Source organism: Parapedobacter sp., from assembly GCF_053550995.1.
Window position 1 is genome coordinate 1 of the sequence record NZ_JBMQOC010000087.1, and the last position, 18,782, is coordinate 18,782.

The 18,782-nt window shown below is 52.2% G+C and carries 15 protein-coding genes and 1 pseudogene; 11 read left to right on the plus strand and 5 right to left on the minus strand.

The features are described 5' to 3' along the window. A pseudogene (locus ACO1NT_RS12065) lies at positions 1–426 on the minus strand (hypothetical protein); the annotation flags it as partial. Positions 427–622: 196 nt separating this feature from the next. Beyond that, complete coding sequence (apaG, locus tag ACO1NT_RS12070; protein ID WP_449048883.1) at positions 623–1,009, minus strand: Co2+/Mg2+ efflux protein ApaG; 387 nt, start codon at positions 1,007–1,009, stop codon at positions 623–625. A gap of 113 nt (positions 1,010–1,122) precedes the next feature. On the opposite strand from apaG, the gene ACO1NT_RS12075 reads away from it, so the two are divergent. The 11 genes from ACO1NT_RS12075 (at position 1,123) to ACO1NT_RS12125 (ending at position 14,155) form a co-directional block, all read left to right on the plus strand. Then, positions 1,123–1,830, plus strand: coding sequence for an SAM-dependent methyltransferase (locus tag ACO1NT_RS12075; RefSeq protein WP_449048884.1), 708 nt, complete (start codon positions 1,123–1,125; stop codon positions 1,828–1,830). A gap of 2 nt (positions 1,831–1,832) precedes the next feature. Beyond that, positions 1,833–3,425, plus strand: a complete 1,593-nt coding sequence (locus ACO1NT_RS12080; RefSeq protein WP_449048885.1) for an FAD-dependent oxidoreductase — start codon at positions 1,833–1,835, stop codon at positions 3,423–3,425. Between the two features lie 54 nt (positions 3,426–3,479). Beyond that, positions 3,480–3,941 carry a GNAT family N-acetyltransferase gene (locus tag ACO1NT_RS12085; protein ID WP_449048886.1) on the plus strand — a complete coding sequence of 154 codons (462 nt, stop codon included), beginning with the start codon at positions 3,480–3,482 and terminating at the stop codon, positions 3,939–3,941. Between the two features lie 177 nt (positions 3,942–4,118). Then, positions 4,119–4,595 carry a hypothetical protein gene (locus ACO1NT_RS12090; protein WP_449048887.1) on the plus strand — a complete coding sequence of 159 codons (477 nt, stop codon included), beginning with the start codon at positions 4,119–4,121 and terminating at the stop codon, positions 4,593–4,595. After that, positions 4,582–5,679: a Nif3-like dinuclear metal center hexameric protein gene (locus ACO1NT_RS12095; RefSeq protein WP_449048907.1), complete on the plus strand. Its 1,098-nt coding sequence runs from the start codon at positions 4,582–4,584 to the stop codon at positions 5,677–5,679. The genes ACO1NT_RS12090 and ACO1NT_RS12095 overlap by 14 nt, the downstream gene beginning before the upstream one ends. After that, positions 5,680–6,432, plus strand: a complete 753-nt coding sequence (locus tag ACO1NT_RS12100) for a zinc ribbon domain-containing protein (protein WP_449048888.1) — start codon at positions 5,680–5,682, stop codon at positions 6,430–6,432. It begins immediately after the preceding gene. Between the two features lie 184 nt (positions 6,433–6,616). Beyond that, entirely contained in the window at positions 6,617–9,475 is a 2,859-nt protein-coding gene (gene uvrA / locus ACO1NT_RS12105; RefSeq protein WP_449048889.1) for an excinuclease ABC subunit UvrA, read from the plus strand. Positions 9,476–9,486: 11 nt separating this feature from the next. Then, positions 9,487–11,310: a DNA mismatch repair endonuclease MutL gene (gene mutL, locus ACO1NT_RS12110; RefSeq protein ID WP_449048890.1), complete on the plus strand. Its 1,824-nt coding sequence runs from the start codon at positions 9,487–9,489 to the stop codon at positions 11,308–11,310. 18 nt (positions 11,311–11,328) lie between these two features. Continuing rightward, positions 11,329–12,063: a rhomboid family intramembrane serine protease gene (locus tag ACO1NT_RS12115; protein WP_449048891.1), complete on the plus strand. Its 735-nt coding sequence runs from the start codon at positions 11,329–11,331 to the stop codon at positions 12,061–12,063. An 82-nt stretch (positions 12,064–12,145) separates the two neighbouring features. Then, entirely contained in the window at positions 12,146–13,024 is an 879-nt protein-coding gene (locus tag ACO1NT_RS12120) for a rhomboid family intramembrane serine protease (RefSeq protein ID WP_449048892.1), read from the plus strand. Between the two features lie 3 nt (positions 13,025–13,027). Then, the gene (locus ACO1NT_RS12125; protein ID WP_449048893.1) at positions 13,028–14,155 is read left to right on the plus strand and encodes an endonuclease/exonuclease/phosphatase family protein; all 1,128 of its coding nucleotides are present in this window, start codon (positions 13,028–13,030) and stop codon (positions 14,153–14,155) included. A gap of 10 nt (positions 14,156–14,165) precedes the next feature. Here ACO1NT_RS12125 and ACO1NT_RS12130 read toward each other — a convergent pair whose 3' ends face one another. The 3 genes from ACO1NT_RS12130 to ACO1NT_RS12140 all read right to left on the minus strand — a co-directional run bounded on the left by ACO1NT_RS12130 (position 14,166) and on the right by ACO1NT_RS12140 (position 18,626). Then, positions 14,166–15,866 carry a sodium:solute symporter family transporter gene (locus ACO1NT_RS12130; protein WP_449048894.1) on the minus strand — a complete coding sequence of 567 codons (1,701 nt, stop codon included), beginning with the start codon at positions 15,864–15,866 and terminating at the stop codon, positions 14,166–14,168. 105 nt (positions 15,867–15,971) lie between these two features. Next, positions 15,972–16,172, minus strand: a complete 201-nt coding sequence (locus ACO1NT_RS12135; protein WP_449048895.1) for a hypothetical protein — start codon at positions 16,170–16,172, stop codon at positions 15,972–15,974. A gap of 12 nt (positions 16,173–16,184) precedes the next feature. Beyond that, positions 16,185–18,626 (minus strand): PIG-L family deacetylase, encoded by a 2,442-nt coding sequence (locus ACO1NT_RS12140; protein ID WP_449048896.1) that lies wholly within the window; start codon positions 18,624–18,626, stop codon positions 16,185–16,187. Between the last annotated feature and the right edge of the window lie 156 nt (positions 18,627–18,782).

Below are 18,782 nucleotides of genomic sequence, written 5' to 3' on the forward strand. Positions count from 1 at the left end.
CCCCGAGTCCTTGTTGAAGACACGTTGCACCGGCGCGTAATAAACATCTTTCCACGCGGAGCCACTGTTAAAGCTGAAGCCGGCCAATAGCGGTAGATTTTCGGCAATGACCCGTCGTTTACCCCTGTCGTTCGTGCCGTCGCCCTTGATAAGTTGGAGGATACGCTTGTTCAAACGGGTTTGCATCGTGCCCTCGTGGAACAAAGGCAGGACGTTCCGCATGGCCAACCTGAGCCGCTTTGCAGCCGCCGAAGCCCTGCCGAATTCGGTACTATTCTCGCGCGACCTTTCGAGCTTTGGATCGGTTGCCATGCGCTTGGAGCTAACGCCGCCCTTTCGTTTGGCCAAATACGCGTCTCCTTGTTTGTAAAAGGAGAGGTCACCGATTTGCCCCTCGAACTTGATATCGCCTACCTGGTATGCCATGATTGCCCCGTGTAAATGCCTTACAAAGGTAGCAAACGTTAGCCGCAGTGCCAAGTGTTTCCCAGGGAATCTCCAGTGTTTATCCAGGCTTTTTCCAGTATACTCCCAGTACATAGAGACTTGTAATAGCACGCTTTTCCCCTTGGTTCAGCATGGAGATAGCGGGTGTAATGATGGCTTTTGGATTAAGCTAACGCTAATTAAGCCGGTGGGGTGCGATCAAATCAAATTTGGGGATATCCACTTCGAATTTGGAGCCGTCAAGCTCACGCAACATCTGGTATGTGCCGCCCATGGTACCCATGTCGCTTTTGAGGTTGCAGCCGGAAACATACTCATGCCTTTCGCCCGGCTCAATAATGGGCTGTTGGCCGACTACCCCCTCGCCTTCCACCTCCCGATGGGTGCCGTTGGAATCGAAGATGTACCAATGCCGCCGTAAAAGCTGCACACTGTAATCGCCCAGATTTTCAATGGTAATGCGGTAAGCAAACATGAAATGTTCGTTTTCCGGGTTGGAGTACTCGGGTTGGTACACCGTTTCAACCGAAACCTTTACGCCGTCAGTGATTTGTGTGGCCATGTGTCCAGCGGAATTTTGGCCAAATTAGTAAATGTGTTTGAATAAATGAAACGAAATAGCCATATAATACGGATCTAGCCAACTTATTAAACGCCTTTTTGCTACGTTTGTACATGCATTTCGGAACACTGTACCTTATACCCGTGCCGTTGGCGGACGAAGCGATATCGGCCTCATTTACGCCTTATCTCAGTGAAACAATCAACGCCATTAGCGAGTATATCGTCGAGAACGGGAAGACGGCACGACGGTATCTTAAACAAGCGGGCCTTCGGACTCCCCAAGATGAGCTTGTCCTGCACGATTACGGAAAACATGCTCGGGGCCAATCGGATATGGCCGGGTTCTTTTCGGGGCTGCTATCAGGAAGGGATGTCGGCTTGATGAGCGAGGCAGGCTGCCCAGGGGTAGCTGATCCAGGTGCCGAGATTGTGGCCGAAGCCCACCGACGGGGGATCAAGGTCGTGCCTTTGGTTGGCCCCAGTTCGATTGTATTAGCATTGATGGCATCGGGCTTCAGCGGCCAGCGTTTTACGTTCCATGGATATCTACCAATAGATAAAGGCGACCGGGCCAAGAGGATCGGCCAATTGGAGCAAGCCGCCATGCGGGAAAAGCAAACGCAGTTGTTTATCGAAACCCCGTTCCGCAACAACCAGTTGCTATTCGATCTGCTTCGCCTATGCAAACCGCAGACACAGCTGTGTGTGGCGGTCAACCTCACTTCCCCCGACGAACAGATTATCAGCCAGCCGATACGGAAATGGCGCGAAGGGAATCACGATTTCCATAAAAAGCCGGCTATCTTCCTGCTCTTCTGACCGTGGAACCCCAAAAACATACCGACGTTTTGATCATTGGGGCAGGGCTTTCGGGCTTGATGGTTGCCGCCCAGCTGCTCCGTTATGGCATGCAACCGACCGTTATTGATGCGAAGCCGGGCCCCGACCGCGAAGCGGAAGCGATGTTGGTAAGCGCGCGGTCGATGGAGCTTTTTAGACAGCTGGGGCTCTCCGATCAGCTGCTTGCGAAGGGGCAATCCTATTATGCCCTGCAACTATCGGCACACGGGACGGTGGCCGCGACATTGGATTTCTCACCACTGGCCGCTACAGACATCGCCTTCCCATTCATTCAGCAGGTGGCGAAAGATGACATGGAACGGATCCTGCTTAACAGGCTAACGGAAAGAGCTTGCCCCGTGGCGTGGGAAACCCGGCTGGAGTCGCTTCGCCAGAACGATGCCGGGGCCACCGCCACCCTGGTACATCATGGCAAGCGGCAAGACTGGCAGTGTGCTTGGGTCATCGGAGCCGATGGCCAATACAGTACCTTGCGAGGACAGCTCGATATCCCGCTTGAAGGGGACGATCGTATGCGGAACTTTTTCGTGGCCGACGTAGAAACTAACAAGGGGAATAACCGGAGAATAGCGCTTGCTTTACACAACAATGGACCTTTGGCTACCATTCCTTTCGGTGCGGCTAACCGTTACCGCATTGTCGGCCGGTTACCCCAAGCTTACAACTCGGGCCGAAGCGATACCATCCGGTACACGGATATCAGAAAGGAGGTGGAAGCCGCACTGGGGTTTGATTTACCGGGCGAACAATGCCATCGGATCACTTCCTTCCGTTATCGGCAAACGATCGTGGAGCAAGTGCGACGCCAGCGGTGCTTCCTAATCGGTGACGCAGCCCATGGGGTCTCTCCCATCCTGAACCGTGACATGAACGAAGGCCTGTATGACGCTGCTAATTTAGGGTGGAAGCTGGCGGCTACGGTGAACGGCCGATTGGCCCCGAGCGTGCTCCATACATACCAACGGGAGCGGATGCCGGCGGTAAAAGCGGGTAAGGGAATTTTTGGAATGGAGGAAGCGGGTGTGCGGTGGCCGGGTTGGTTTGGAGGGATGCGCTTGATGAGGCAGGCAAGTCGCGCCAGCTCGGACCGGGGCCGTTTGCAACGGACATTCGAACGGTTGTCGGGCCTTGATGTCAACTATCGCCACTCATCACTTTCCGTGCACCATGCGTCGGGCGGCAAAATCCAGGCGGGCGACCGGTTTCCATGCCTACCGGTGTTTGACGAGAAGTCGAAAACGCAGACCGACCTGCATCGATGGTGTGAAAAACCGGGGTTCGTTCTGTTGGTGTTGGGCACGGTCAGTCCGCACCACCTGAATATCATGGGGCAATGGATGCGTCAGAAATATCCGCGTGAAATGCATCTTTATTACCTTCCCTATTCCGACAGGAACGAAGGGGTATTCCAAGCGTTTGAAGTGAGGCCGACAAACACTAAAATCACACTTATTAGACCAGACATGTATATCGGTTATATCAATGACATGCTGAATGTCTCCCTTATCGACACATACATGGAGGAAATACTGGGGTGGGCGCAAGTAAGTTGACCAAATGTGCGACTTTGTTGTACGACATTTGGTAGATCAGCAATGGGATTAGCCATGGATAGACAAGATATAAAATGGGCGGAAAAAGCGTACGCCGAACTTTCACTGGATGAGCTTTACAAGATCCTGCAATTGAGGCAAGAGGTGTTCGTCTTGGAACAGGCATGCGTTTATAGCGATTTGGACAACAAAGACCAATTGTCGCGCCACCTCATGGCATGGCACGGTGACGTGCTGGCGGCGTATACGCGGCTTATACCGTATGGTATTTCCTATCCCGATGCGATGAGCATCGGACGTGTGGTAACCGCTGCCGGCTTCCGTGGGCAGGGGCTGGGCACGGAACTGATGCGGCGGAGCATGGATGCACTGTATGCCCAATATGGCCATAAAGCCATTAAAATCAGCGCACAGCAACATCTCCATGTTTTCTACAGCCAGCTGGGTTTCGTGCAGACAAGCGCACCCTACATGGATGCCGGCATTTTGCACGTTGAGATGGCCGTTTTGCATTAATCTAGGCGGCTTGTCTCGATCCAGACGGGACCCATGCGCCAACAAGTCGCGTAATCATTGGGTTTTGTAATGGAATCGCTGTAATTTAGCCCCCGGAGAAACCGGCCACGGCAGCGCCTTGGGGAAAAGGCGATGTAAAGCAGGTCACGGGGGGCGGTTAGAAGCAAATATTTGCGAATGAACATCGATTACGAAAATCTTTCGCCGGAAATGATCCAGCTGGTTGTGGTGGTATTTATAATCAGGCTGGTCGTTTGGGCTTTTTATGCCAATACCGTCCGAAAAACATTGGCCTGTATTTCACCGGAAAATCGACTGATGACCCCTAGCCAAGCCTGGTTGTTGGTCATTCCCTTTTTTAATATTTACTGGAACTTTTCGGTGGCGTCGCGGTTGGCCGATTCATTGACCAATGAGTTTTATGACCGTAAAATCGCGGAAGAGGAAAACCCAGGCCGTATAGCGGGCACGTGGTACGCGTGGCTATTCCTGCTGTCCAGCATCCCGTTGCCGGCATTTATCCTCGTAACCATGGGTTTACTAAGCATCATCTATTTCGTGGGCTATTGGGTAAAGGTGAACAATTTCAGGAACCTCTTGATAGAGCATGGAAAATTCAACGATAAACAGCAAACCACCGATGAAACTACGTGAATTGACCGACCATCTGGAGTCATTGGCCCCATTGGAGTACCAAGAACCTTACGACAATGCGGGCTTGTTGGTCGGTAATCCCGACAGGGAGGTAAACCAAGCGCTTCTGTCATTAGATTGCACAGAGGCCGTGGTGGATGAAGCGATTGCATCGGGTTCCGACGTGATCATCTCTCACCATCCCATTGTCTTCAAGGGACTCAAACGGTTCAATGGGAACACCTACGTTGAACGGGTGGTCATGAAAGCAATCAAACACGATATCGCGTTATACGCCATCCACACGAATCTGGACAATGTGGAGGGAGGCGTGAACGGTAAGATTGCGGATCGCTTGGGGCTGCAGGATACACAGATACTGAGTCCGAAAGGAGATCTACTCCGAAAGTTGGTCGTGTTTGTACCCATGGACCACGTGGAGCGCGTGCGGGCGGCCCTGTTTGCGGGGGGCGCCGGAAGCATCGGCGATTACGATGCATGCAGCTTCAACACCCCGGGTTACGGAACATTCCGGCCGGGTGAAAGAGCCGATCCGTTTGTTGGCCATCGGGGGGAACACCACCGGGAGGAAGAAATGCGCATGGAAGTGATTTTCCCTGCCCTGAAAGAGCGTGCGATATTGCGGGGGCTTCTCGAGGCGCACCCCTATGAGGAGGTGGCATACGACATATATCGGCTGCAAAACGATTATCCACGGGTGGGGAGTGGGTTGGTGGGTCGACTGGAACGGCCGATGGGGGAAAGTGATTTCCTCGGTTTACTCAAGAGACAGCTGGGAGCTAAGGTAATCAGGCACACGGCCCTCCGGGGCAAACCTGTGGCCAATGTGGCCGTTTGCGGCGGCGCCGGAGGCTTCCTTCTGGGCCAAGCAATCCGTTCGGGTGCGGACGTATTCGTGACAGCGGACTATAAGTATCATGAATTTTTCGATGCGGAGGGGAAAATCGTAATCGCGGATGTGGGACATTTTGAAAGCGAACAGTTTACGCAGCAACTATTGTTGGAAATTATTCAGAAAAAATTTCCTACCTTTGCAGTCCGTTTGACGGGAATGGACACGAACCCAATAAAATATTATAGTTAAATGGAACAGACTATAGAACAAAAACTAAGGGCGCTTTGGCTGCTGCAGACCATCCATACCAAGGTCGATAAAATCCGGCAGGTGCGGGGCGAATTGCCGATGGAGGTAAGTGACCTGGAAGACGATATAGCCGGGCTAGAGACCCGTATAGAGAAAATCCGGGGCGAGTTGGATGAGCTGGAAGATGCCATCGTCAACCGCCGCAATATGATTCAAGACGCGCAGGCGGCTATAAAGAAATATGAAGGGCAGCTCAATGAGGTGAAGAACAATCGCGAATACGATGCGATTACCAAAGAGATTGAAATCCAAGGGTTGGATATCCAAGTGAGCGAAAAGAAAATCCGTGAATTTGAATTTGAAATAAAGAATAAGACGGAAGTCTACGAAGGTACCCTGGAAACGCTGGAAACGGCAAGGAAAGACCTTGAGATAAAGAAAGGGGAACTGGACACCATCACGGCGGAAACCCAGAAAGAAGAGGATGAGTTGACCAAACAGGCCGACGGCGCCGAAACGGATATCGAGGAACGCCTGCTGCGTGTTTACCGGCGGCTGCGGACTTCCTATAAGAATGGGCTGGCGGTCGTTTCAATAGACCGCGATAGTTGCTCAGGGTGCCATAACAAAATACCCCCTCAGAAGCAATTGGAAATCCGCCAGCGCAAGAAAATCATCGTTTGCGAACATTGCGGACGCGTACTTGTTGATGAAGCCTTGGCAGAAGAAACGGCACCTTCTTCGGTTGCTTAACGAAAAACGGCTAATGAAATAGGAGACGCCCGGCATGGTTCTGCCGGGCGTTTTTTGTCGAATATTTTTAGTATTTTTTGTTCGCAAACCATTATCTTTAGCGGATGTTGAGCAGATCGGGAGCTTGCATGTCAACGCAAGTTTAGGTAAGTTTGCTAACCCACATGATTATTTGAGACGGTAAATGACTAAACAAACGGCGCCCGACCTGGGCGAGCAAAACGAAATACAAGTCTTTGGTGCAAGGGTACACAACCTTCGGGACATCGATGTTAGTTTTCCACGGAATGAGCTGGTGGTTGTAACGGGGCTAAGTGGCAGCGGGAAATCCTCGCTGGCTTTTGATACCATCTATGCCGAAGGGCAACGACGGTACATGGAAACATTCAGTGCATATAGCCGCCAGTTTTTGGGGGGCATGGAGCGGCCGGATGTGGATAAGATTTCGGGCCTGAGCCCGGTTATCTCTATTGAACAGAAAACCACGAGTAAGAATCCGCGATCCACGGTGGGGACCATCACCGAAGTATATGATTTCATGCGACTGCTTTATGCGCGGGCGGGGGAAGCATTCTCTTTTGTAACCGGAAAGCAGATGGAGCGGATGTCGGAAGACCAGGTGGTAGACCGGATTATCGCACAGTTTGGTGGCCAGGCAATCCATGTGCTGGCGCCTGTGGTAAAGGGACGTAAGGGCCATTACCGCGAGCTTTTTGAGCAGATCCGGAAACAGGGATACGTGAAGGTGCGGGTGGATGGGGAGTTGTTGGACCTGGTGCCCAAAATGCAAGCGGACCGCTATAAAATCCACGACATCGAGGTGGTCATCGATCGGCTGGTGGTGTCGGAGAAAGACCGCAAGCGTCTGTATACGTCGGTAATGCAGGCCATGAAAACGGCCAAGGGCATCATCAAGGTAAGCGACAAGTCCAACAACGACTACTTTTACAGCCGGTATCTGATGGACGCCGAGTCGGGTATTTCTTACGATGAGCCCCAGCCCAATACATTTTCGTTCAATTCGCCGTATGGCGCGTGCGAGCGCTGTGCCGGGCTGGGCTATATATATGAGATAGACCGCGATGCCGTGATACCCGATCCGAAGCTGAACATTATGAAGGGGGGGCTGGCACCGTTGGGCCAATACCGGGATACGTGGAACTTCCAGGTGCTAAAGGCTGTCGCGAAGAAATATGATTTTTCGCTGTCGACCCCCATTGAAAAGCTCACCGAGGCACAGCTCGACATCCTTATGGGCGGCGCGGAGGAGGAGGTTGTGGTGCCGGTCTCCTATAGCAGCTGGAACAAAAAAGATTACCGGATTCGGTTTGAGGGCCTGTTTAAGATGCTTGAGGAGCAAAGTGACCGCCAGGGGCAAAATGGACTGCAATTGGAAGACTTCCGTGCACAACGGGTATGCCCGGCCTGCCATGGTGCGCGATTGAAGAAGGAATCGCTCCATTTCAGAATTGCCGGGAAAAACATCCATGAATTGGCCATTATGGATATCAGCACGTTAGCGGCGTGGTTTGCCGATGTGGAACGGCAGCTGAATGATCGGCAACAGGTAATCGCAAAAGAAATATTGAAGGAAATCCGGTCGCGTTTGGGGTTTCTCCTCGACGTGGGGCTCAATTACCTGACCCTCGACCGGACCGCCAAGACGCTTTCGGGCGGGGAGGCACAACGTATCCGGCTGGCCACGCAGATCGGCTCCCAACTTGTCAATGTGCTGTATATCCTTGATGAACCGAGCATTGGGTTGCACCAGCGCGACAACGAGCGGCTGATCAATGCACTTAAAAACCTTCGGGACATCGGTAACTCGGTATTGGTGGTTGAGCACGACAAGGACATGATCCGCAATGCTGACCATGTGATCGATATGGGGCCTGCCGCCGGTGCACACGGCGGCCTTGTGGTGGCCCAGGGGAAACCGGAAGACATCTTAACGGCCGATACGCTCACCGCAGCCTACCTTAGCGGCGCCAAAGACATACCGGTACCAACGGTGCGCCGTGAGGGCAACGGCCATACGTTGCGCTTACGGGGGGCAACGGGTAACAACCTCCGGGACGTAACCGCCGAATTCCCGTTGGGTAAGCTGATCCTGGTAACGGGGGTGTCGGGGAGCGGGAAATCGAGCCTGGTTACCGAGACATTATATCCCATCTTGAACCATCATTTTTTTAGGGCCAAGAAGCAGCCGCTACCCTATCGGAAAGTCGAAGGACTGGAGTATATAGACAAGGTGATCGAAATCAACCAAAGCCCCATCGGTCGGACACCGCGCTCCAACCCATCGACCTATACAGGCGTATTTTCGGATATCCGGGCGTTGTTTGTCCAATTGCCTGAATCGAAAATCCGCGGGTACAAACCGGGCAGGTTTTCATTTAACGTAAAAGGGGGCCGTTGCGAAACATGCCAGGGCGCGGGTATGAAGGTTATCGAGATGAACTTCTTGCCCGACGTACAGGTGCCCTGCGAGACCTGCAATGGCAAGCGGTACAACCGGGAGACGCTGGAAGTGCGCTATCGGGGCAAGTCAATCAGCGATGTACTCGATATGCGTATCGACGAGGCCGTTGCCTTTTTTGAAAACATCCCGGCGATTTACCGTAAAATCAAGACCCTACGGGACGTGGGATTGGGTTACCTTACTTTGGGCCAGTCGTCCGTAACGCTATCCGGTGGCGAAGCACAGCGGGTGAAGCTGGCTACCGAGCTTTCCAAGAAAGATACGGGCAAAACGTTCTATATCCTGGACGAGCCCACAACAGGACTGCACTTCGAGGATGTACGTGTCTTGCTGGATGTGCTTAACCGACTGGTTGACCGGGGAAATACGGTACTGGTGATTGAGCACAACCTCGATGTGATTAAGGTGGCCGATTGGGTGATCGACCTCGGGCCGGAGGGCGGTGCGGGGGGTGGCGAAATCCTTTTCAGTGGTACGCCCGAGGACCTGATAAAGAGCAAAAAGAGCCAAACCGCCCGATTTCTCGCTGCGGAAATACATGGTGTAGGTACCTTTTCGTAACTTTGCCGCTTATGTCAGATATCATCCAATTGTTGCCGGATGCGGTTGCCAACCAGATAGCCGCAGGGGAAGTGGTGCAGCGTCCGGCCTCGGCAGTGAAGGAACTGATAGAAAATGCAATCGATGCCGGTGCCGACAGGATAAAACTGATCGTCAAGGACGGCGGTAAATCGCTTATACAACTCATCGATAATGGGTGCGGCATGAGCATAACCGATGCGAGGCTATGTTTTGAGCGCCACGCTACCTCGAAAATCCGGAAGGCAGACGACCTGTTCGCCATCCGTACGATGGGATTCCGCGGGGAGGCATTGGCTTCCATCGCGGCGATTGCCCACGTGGAGCTTAAAACGCGCCGGGTGGAAGATGAATTGGGTACACTCATCGAGATAGCCGGATCGGAGGTGGTGCGTCAGGAACCCGAGGCGCTGCCAGCTGGAACGAGTATCCGTATAAAAAACCTATTCTACAATATTCCGGCCCGACGCAACTTCTTGAAAAGCAATGCCGTGGAGATGCGGCATATCGTCGAGGAGTTCCAACGGACGGCTTTGGCATATCCCCATATTTACTTCACGCTCCATAGCGAGGGCCAGGAACTGTTCCAGTTACCGGCAGAAAGCCTGAAACAGCGCATTGTACATGTATTTGGAAACAGTTATAACCAACGGTTGGTACCGGTGGAGGAAGAGACAACCATCATCAACCTCAAAGGGTTCATCGGAAAGCCCGAGTATGCTAAAAAGACGCGCGGGGAACAGTATTTTTTTGTGAACAACCGCTTCGTGAAAGACCCATACCTTAACCACGCAGTGGTAAAGGCGTATGAGGGGATCCTGCCCGCGGATAGCTTTCCGCTGTATGTGCTGTTTATTGAGATCGACCCCGCAAAGATCGATATCAACGTGCATCCCACGAAAACGGAAATCAAATACGAGGACGAGCGGGCCATTTACGCCATACTCCAGTCGGCCGTGAAGCGATCGCTGGGACGCTACAACATCACCCCGACCCTAGACTTCAATCAGGAAACGGGGTTCAGCCAGATGATCAGCCCTAAACCGCTGGAGGACATCACGCCGCCATCCATCACATTTAATCCGGATTATAACCCTTTTGACAGCGGCAAACCGCGTGAAGGACAGCGCCCATCCCCTATCCCCGACCAATGGGAAACCCTTTACCGGATTACGGAGAAACGGACGGATACCCAGTTACCATTGCACGGAGGGCTGCAAGGCGATGCCATCGAACCGACACGCCCCGCCAGGAAGCAGCCGTTTCAGTTGCACAGCCGGTATATCATGTCGCAGATCCATTCGGGATTTATCCTGATCGATCAACAGGCGGCGCATGAGCGGATCTTATTTGAACAATTCCGGCTGCAGCAGGAAAACTGGCAGGGAGCCAGCCAACAAAGTCTTTTTCCACAAACTGTGGCATTCAGCTCTTCTGATTACCAGTTGATGACCGATTTGTTGCCAGATATACAGGCACTTGGATTCCAGATAAGGGAGTTTGGTAAAAACACCTTTGTGGTTGAGGGGATTCCAGCGGACCTGACAACCGGGCTGGATGAACGTGAAGTGCTGGACCGTCTTCTGGAAGATTATAAACATAACCAAAGCCAATTGAAGATTCCGAAACGCGAGCAACTGGCAAGAAGCCTCGCGCGCCACGCAGCCATCAGGCCCGGCACGGAACTGACGGCTGAAGATATGTCCGACCTGATCGACCGGTTGTTTGCGTGCGAAATGCCGAACGTATCGCTGAATGGTAAACCGATAATCCTTACTTTTACCCTGCAAGAACTGATGGAACGGTTTGAGCGCTAAAACACGGAATGAACGATTATGTTTAACAATACCACATCCCCTTTCTCCGGCATGCCGCCGGTCGTTAAAAACCTGCTTATCATCAATGTAATCTGCTTTATTGGTGGCTCGTTGATTTTTCCCCGGGCAAACGACCTATTTGGCGTTTATTATCCGGACTCGCCGGGCTTCCATATCTGGCAGGTCATTACGTACATGTTTATGCACGGAGGCATTACTCATATTTTTTTCAATATGTTTGCGCTGTTCATGTTCGGGCCGATATTGGAACAGGTATTCGGTTCGAAACGCTTCCTCAATTTTTATTTGATTACGGGATTGGGTGCGCTGGTGCTACAGTTTGCGGTACAAGCCATGGAGGTATACATGATTGTCGATTCGTTTTCGGCGAAAGCGTTTCTTTCGGAAATAGATGTGGCCAACCGGAGTGCCCGGGTATTGAGCAGCCTTCCGGTCGAAGCGCGGCAGACGCTCTTGTCTGTATATACGACCCCCATGGTAGGTGCCTCGGGCGCTATATACGGCTTGCTGATCGCTTTCGGCTACTTGTTTCCGAACACGCCGCTGATGCTCATTTTTTTGCCCGTACCCATTAAGGCCAAGTACTTCATCCCGGTGATGATCCTTATCGAGCTGATTCTCGGTGTATCGCGCACGGGTTCTTCTGTTGCCCATTTTGCACACATCGGTGGTGCGTTATTCGGTTTTCTATTAATAAAACTTTGGGGAATACGGCGCCCCAACTATTGGTAAGTGCAGTTGTTGGCGACGTATATTCAAAAAAAAAATTCATATATTAGCCCGTGTTATCAATTGAGTATACAGGGAGCGCGCGATGAAAACGTCATGGGTCGGTGGTTTATGGCATAAGGCTTTCCGTTCGGGGAACCCTCTGTTCCTATTTATTGGTATAAACGTCCTGGTGTTTGTTGGGCTTGGACTTCTTTCACTGGTTTCGGTGCTCGGCTTTACGAGTGTTTCGGTGTCCGGCTACGTAATGCCATGGATACAGTTGCCGGCATCGGTTTCGGCTTGGCTACATAAGCCGTGGACCTTAGCCACATATATGTTTACCCAACAGGGATTATTCCATGTCCTATTCAATATGCTTTGGTTGTTTTGGCTGGGCATCATTTTCCTCGACTTCCTTAAGAAAAGGCAATTTACCTTTGTTTACTTGGCCGGCGGCTTGGTGGGTGGGGTGCTTTATCTGCTGGCTTATAACCTTATTCCGGTCTTCCGGGCAGAAGCATTCCGCACGGTGATGATCGGGTCTTCGGCCAGCGTGAGCGCCATTGTGTTTGCCACTGCTACCCTACTTCCGGATTATACCATCCGGATGCTTTTTTTTGGCAATGTGAAATTGAAGTATTTGGCCTTGGCGTTTATTGTCATCGATGTATTGGCCATTGCGGGACTCAACGCGGGGGGAAGCATTGCGCATATCGGGGGCGCGCTATTTGGCTTCGTTTACATTAAACGGTTGCAGAATGGACAGGACTGGAGCCGTATCCTGGGTCGGGAAGAGCGCAGGCGGAGAACGCTTCGCGTGGTGCGGAATGAGCGCCCCGTCAATGAAGAGCCCTTGGTACCCAACCAGGAGGTCATCGATCGAATTTTGGACAAAATTTCCCAATCGGGCTACGATAGCCTCACAAAAGCGGAGAAAGAGGCCCTCTTTAAAGCGAGTAAGCAAGGTCAAAACGAATATTGATTGATGGCAAGGAAACGCGGGCGTATGAAACGGCTGGGTTTATTCAGTAAAGCCGTGCTATTGGCGAATTTTTTTGCGGCAGCTGCATTACTATCCAGTTACCTAGCGCCTATTATCAACCCGAAGACATTCTGGCCCATTGCTTTTTTCGGTATTGCATACCTGCCACTACTGGTTGCCAATGGCCTGTTTGTGGCTTATTGGGTGGTACGGCGCGTGCGGTTTGCGGTTATCTCCCTGCTTGCCATTCTTTTGGGGTGGAATACGCTGCAAAAGCATTATGGGTTTAACTCCAAGGTACCACAAAGCGTGGTCGCCTCACCGGACACCGCCCATATCCGGGTATTGACTTACAACGTGCATTTTTTCAGGGCCTTTGAGCAAAAAGACACAAAACTGACCATTCGGGAGCAGGCTATGCAGTTGATGGACGATGTGTCGCCGGATGTGATCTGCATCCAAGAATATTACACCCGCCAAAAGGGGAAGTACAACATGACGGCGGAGTTTGAACGCGAGATCAAGATGCCCTATCATTATGTTTCTCCCGCGGCAGAGAACGATTATGAGGCCTATGGAATGGCGATATTTTCACGATATCCGATTGTTGCTTCGGGTGTCCTTCCGGAACATGAATACGGGGTGAACCGGATCATTTTTACAGATATCGATAAAGATGGGCGCATTTTTCGGGTTTATAACGTCCACCTACGTTCTTTCGGTTTTCAAAAGGAAGATTACGATTTTATCAACAATCCGTCGAAAACCATTGAAGAAGACGCAGCCTCTACCAAGCGTATCGGCGCCCGCCTAAAGCATGCCTTCCGGGCCCGTAGTGCGCAGGCCGTAGCACTCCGCGAACATAGCCAGGCCTGTGGCCTGCCTTACCTTATTGCAGGTGATTTCAATGATACGCCCCTATCGTATGCTGTGAACGAGGTCTCTGAAGGATTGCGGAATGCGTTTCGGGAGAAGGGACGTGGCTGGGGCGTTACTTATAATGGGGATTTCCCCAATTTCCAGATCGACTACATCCTCGCAAGCAAGGCGTTTGACGTGCGTTATTATCAAATTGTCAAAGAAAAACTTTCCGACCACTACCCGGTATGGGCAGATCTTCAGCTTGATTGAACGGAACGGATCAAGAGGGTTGGACGGCTCGGTTGCTGCGCCAGCCTTGAAACAGCAACGCAAAAAATACAACCCCCATACAGCCGACCAGGTTTAACCAAAGAAAGGCCATCACATCGAACCACCATAGCGAGACGACCATGGTTTCCGTGAGGATTGCTGCAGCAAGTACGGCGCGCCCGCCGGCTCTCTTCACATAGAAAGCGACAATGAAAATACCTAGGATGGTCCCGTAAAACAACGAGCCCAGGATATTCACGGCTTCCAGCAAGTTACCCAACTTGCTCGCATATAAGGCAATCAGAACGCAAAAAATGCCCCAGATGAATGTAAATATCCGTGAAGCGGATAGGTACCCGCGATCAGTGCCCTCTTTCCTTACGAAGCGCTTGTATATGTCAATGACCGTGGTGGAGGCCAGCGAGTTGATGGCGCTGGCCGTTGCCCCCATGGAAGCCATGAATACGATGGCGACGAGCAGGCCGATCAGCCCGCGGGGAAAGTTTTCAGTAACGAATGTCAAGAAAATATAGTTGTTGTCGTTGGTATCAGCCAGCGCGTCGTTTTCTTGCATCAGCGCCACCAGATCTTCGCGGATTGTTTTGGCCCGCACATCGGCCTGCCGCAGCTGGTCTCGCACATCCGATATCGCGGCCTCGTCCTCCCGGTCCAGCGCCGCGGTAAGCCGATGTATCTGTTCTTGCTTTTCTTCGAACACCTGCTTATGTTCGACCTTCAGTGCTTCTACCTGTGCTGCATAGTCGCTATTTTCGATTTTGTGGAGTTCGTATTTGTTGAAGAAGATGGGGGGGCTATTGTATTGGTAAAAGGCAAACACCAATATGCCGATGAGCAAGATCGAAAACTGCATCGGTACCTTCAGTAGGCCATTCATGAGCAGGCCGATTCGGCTATCGCGGATGGACGAACCCGTAAGATAGCGGCCTACCTGGCTTTGGTCTGTGCCGAAATAAGATAACTGCAGGAAGAAACCGCCGATAAGCCCACTCCATAACGTATATTGATTATTCCAGTCGAACGAGAGGTCGATGGCATTGGCTTTGCCCGATTTGCCCGCGATATGCAGGGCCTTGACCAAGCCGATATCGTCGGGAAGCATATAGATCACGAGAACCCCCGCCGTTAACAATCCGCCGAAGATGATGGCCATTTGAAGCAACTGGGTATATGATACGGCTTTTGTTCCGCCATAAACCGTATAGAGGACCACCAGCGTGCCGATGAATAGCGTGGTATACACGACGTTGATCTGCAAGATGCTGGAGAGGATAATAGCCGGCGCATAAATGGTAATACCGGTAGATAAGCCGCGCTGGATAAGAAATAAGAAAGCGGTGAACGCACGCGTCCGGACGTCGAAACGTTTCTCAAGGAACTCATAGGCCGTGAATACCCGTAATCGATGGAACATCGGGACGAACGAAATGCTCAGTACGATCATGGCCAAGGGCAAGCCAAAATAGAATTGGACGAAACTCATGCCCGATGAGTAAGCGAGGCCAGGAGCAGAAAGGAACGTGATAGCGCTGGCTTGTGTGGCCATTACGGAGAGGGCGACATGGTACCAAGGCAGTGATTTGTTGCCCAAAAGATACCCGTCGATATTTCGGATCCCCTTGCTTTTATATACGCCATATGCGACAATAAGGAGCAGGGTACAGCACAAGACAATCCAATCCGTCGTACTCATCCAAAGAAATTGGTGAAGAGGTAAAACAGCAGGATTAGAACAAGCAACCAGCCGACGACGATCCAATAGAACCGTTTCCAGTTGCGGACGAAGGGAGGAAGCCCCTTATCGGTCATGCTCTCGGCCGTTGAGCAGGGCGCCGACGAAAAAGCCGGCAAACAACAACCCTGCCACGGCACCGATGACGGCACCGAGGAAGCCTTCCTGGGCGAGCACGCCGGTCAAACCGCCAAATATCGCACCAAGCAGATAAAAATACGAGTTGATGTTTTTTCCAGTGGGTTGTTCTTCGATGTGTTTCTCCATATCCATGTCCGTTTAATCAATGGGTTTTGCCAGCAAATTTACAAATAATCTGTATGCCCCCGGCACGCCGGCGGGTAATTGCCTGAAAAAAGCAAGCGATGTATAAACAAAGTTACCTTTGCCGTAGCGGGCGACCAATAGCGAGCCATCGCTGGGCGACTCCCCGGGATCGGCGATGCGTAAAGGGCGATTATATTGTTTTGAGGCTTCGCCCACGAAATAGAGGCCGCGCTCCTGCACCCATCCGTCAAAATCGGCCTGCGTTATCTTGTTCGGATAATTCAATACCCTACTTTCGGGGAGCTGCACCGTCACAGGGGCTGTTTCATCGGTTACCCTGGTCCGGCTGAGCTCGAAGGGGTAAGGTCCGATACCGTCGACCTGTAGGCCGCGGCTTACATTGTATTGTACCACCAGTGTGCCGCCCCCTTTTACATATTCCATCAGCTGTTGTTGCATATATCGCACCCGCGGGTCTACGTTGTATAGGCGGACCCCCGTGACGATGGCATCGTATGGCGACAAGTCGCCTGATAATACATCCTGCTCGCTCAAAAGGGTAACCTGCAGGCCGATCTCCTGCAGGGCCGCAGGAATAAGGTCGCCGGCGCCCGGCAAATAACCAATGTGCTTTGCCGAAAACCCGGTCTCTATCTTGCTGAGTCGGGCTTTTGCAGGCGGGAACCAGGTGATTTTGGGGATATGATCGTAACTGATGGTTTGGATGGCGCTTGCCATTTCGGCACCATCGGGATATTCCAGCATGATGCCCAGCGAGTCGGTCAGTGATGGGTCTTCGGCAGGGTATATCGTGATGCGGGAAACCACCTCCGTCGCTTTGGTAGAGAACTGCAGGGGTATTTCATTGGGCTCCGCCCGCCAACCCGAAGGCAATTGCAATCGGGCCACAGCGGAAACGTTGTCTTGGGTATGGCCGGCAAAGCGGACCTCAAGGGCTTTGGGTTGGGTGCCGTTGAACACCAATGCTCGCTGACCAATATTAGCCGTGATGCGGGGTGTAACGACAAGCGGTTCGTATACTTCGCCGCGAACGGGGTGTGTATACTTGTAAACGACCGGCCGCTCGAAAGTCAACGTTTTACCATTGATGGATAACGTGACGGGTGTTTTGGGGCCATCGTTGTTGAGCGGCCGGCCTATATCTTCTTGGTGGGCCACGGTGAAGCGGCCCAATCCGTGGGCTTGCCGTAACCAGTAGGGTTGTGTGGTTCCGGTGGCCATAAGCGATTCGGATTGTTCATACAGCTCGTTGAACGCCAATAGGTGGTCGCCTACGGCGACCGTCACATCCGGCCGCCGTACGATATAGGCCGTGCTGACCGTGGTCTGTTCGCCGACAGCAAGTTGTGAAACGGGGGCATAGCTTTCGAACCATATCCCGCCGCAAGCGAGGATAAGGTTTTTGATTTCTGCTGTTTTTAGGTCTTTCCAATAGTCGTTTTCCACCTCCCCGACCAAGGCCAACAGCTCCAGTAGGCCGTTGATGGATTTCTCCGGATGCTCCATGTCAAACTGCCGATCGATTTCGGCTACCAACCGACCGATGCGCTCGCCCCCGCTGATGCGCTCCCACGATGTTTCGATACCTTCGAAAAGATTGTTTTTCGGTGCGTCACCCGCTAAGACTTCGAAACGTTCCACGATATCCCCCCGTTGGCGTGCGGCCCCAAAGCCTTGACTTTTGTGGTTGGATCGGCTTTCGGCAGCGATTTCGCCATACGATTCGCCGAGTAGTGGATTGTAGTCGCCGATATTGGCAAGCAAGTGGCTTGAAGTTGGTGGAGACCCCTGGAAGAAACTCGACGTGTTCCAAAGAAGCCGTTTTGGCTGCCAAGGCGTTACCACCGACAGTTGTTCCGGGAAACGGCTGGGGTCGGCGGCTGCCTCAAACGCTTCGATGGCCAATAACGCCGATGCTTGGTGATGGCCATGCCCGGCACGCTGGTCGGGTGGGAATCGCGTGATGATGACATCCGGCTTGAACTTACGGATCACCCATACCGCATCGGCGAGTATCTTTTCCCGATTCCAAATCTCGAAGGTCTCTTCGGGGGTTTTCGAAAAGCCGAAGTCGATTGCCGACGAAAAGAACTGTTCGCCGCCGTCGACTTTGCGCGCGGCCAGCAATTCGTTGGTACGGACGAGGCCTAGCTCTTCAGCTTGCTCTGTACCGATGAGATTCTGGCCTCCATCACCCCGTGTCAGGGAGAGATAACCCGTCCTGAAATGTTTCTCTTTGGCCAGCCATGCAATAAGACGGGTGTTTTCGTCGTCGGGATGTGCGGCAAGGTAAAGTACGGAGCCTAACGTGTTCAGCTTCTTAAAGGCCTGTTTGATTTTGCCGGGATGCTGCGGCTGTGCCGCCTGGGGGAAGGCAGCGGCAGCAATGAAAAGAAATAGGAATGCAAAGGATACCGCTCGTTTCGTGTTCATGGCTTAAAGATAATGGTTATATTCCTACAATAACAAAAGCCGTCGCAGGATAATGCGACGGCTTTTGCAATTAACAATTAAAAAATCATTCGATCTTAAAGCTCTTTGCCTTGACTGAAATTGGGAACCCGTGCCCCAGCCAAAAGATGCAACTTT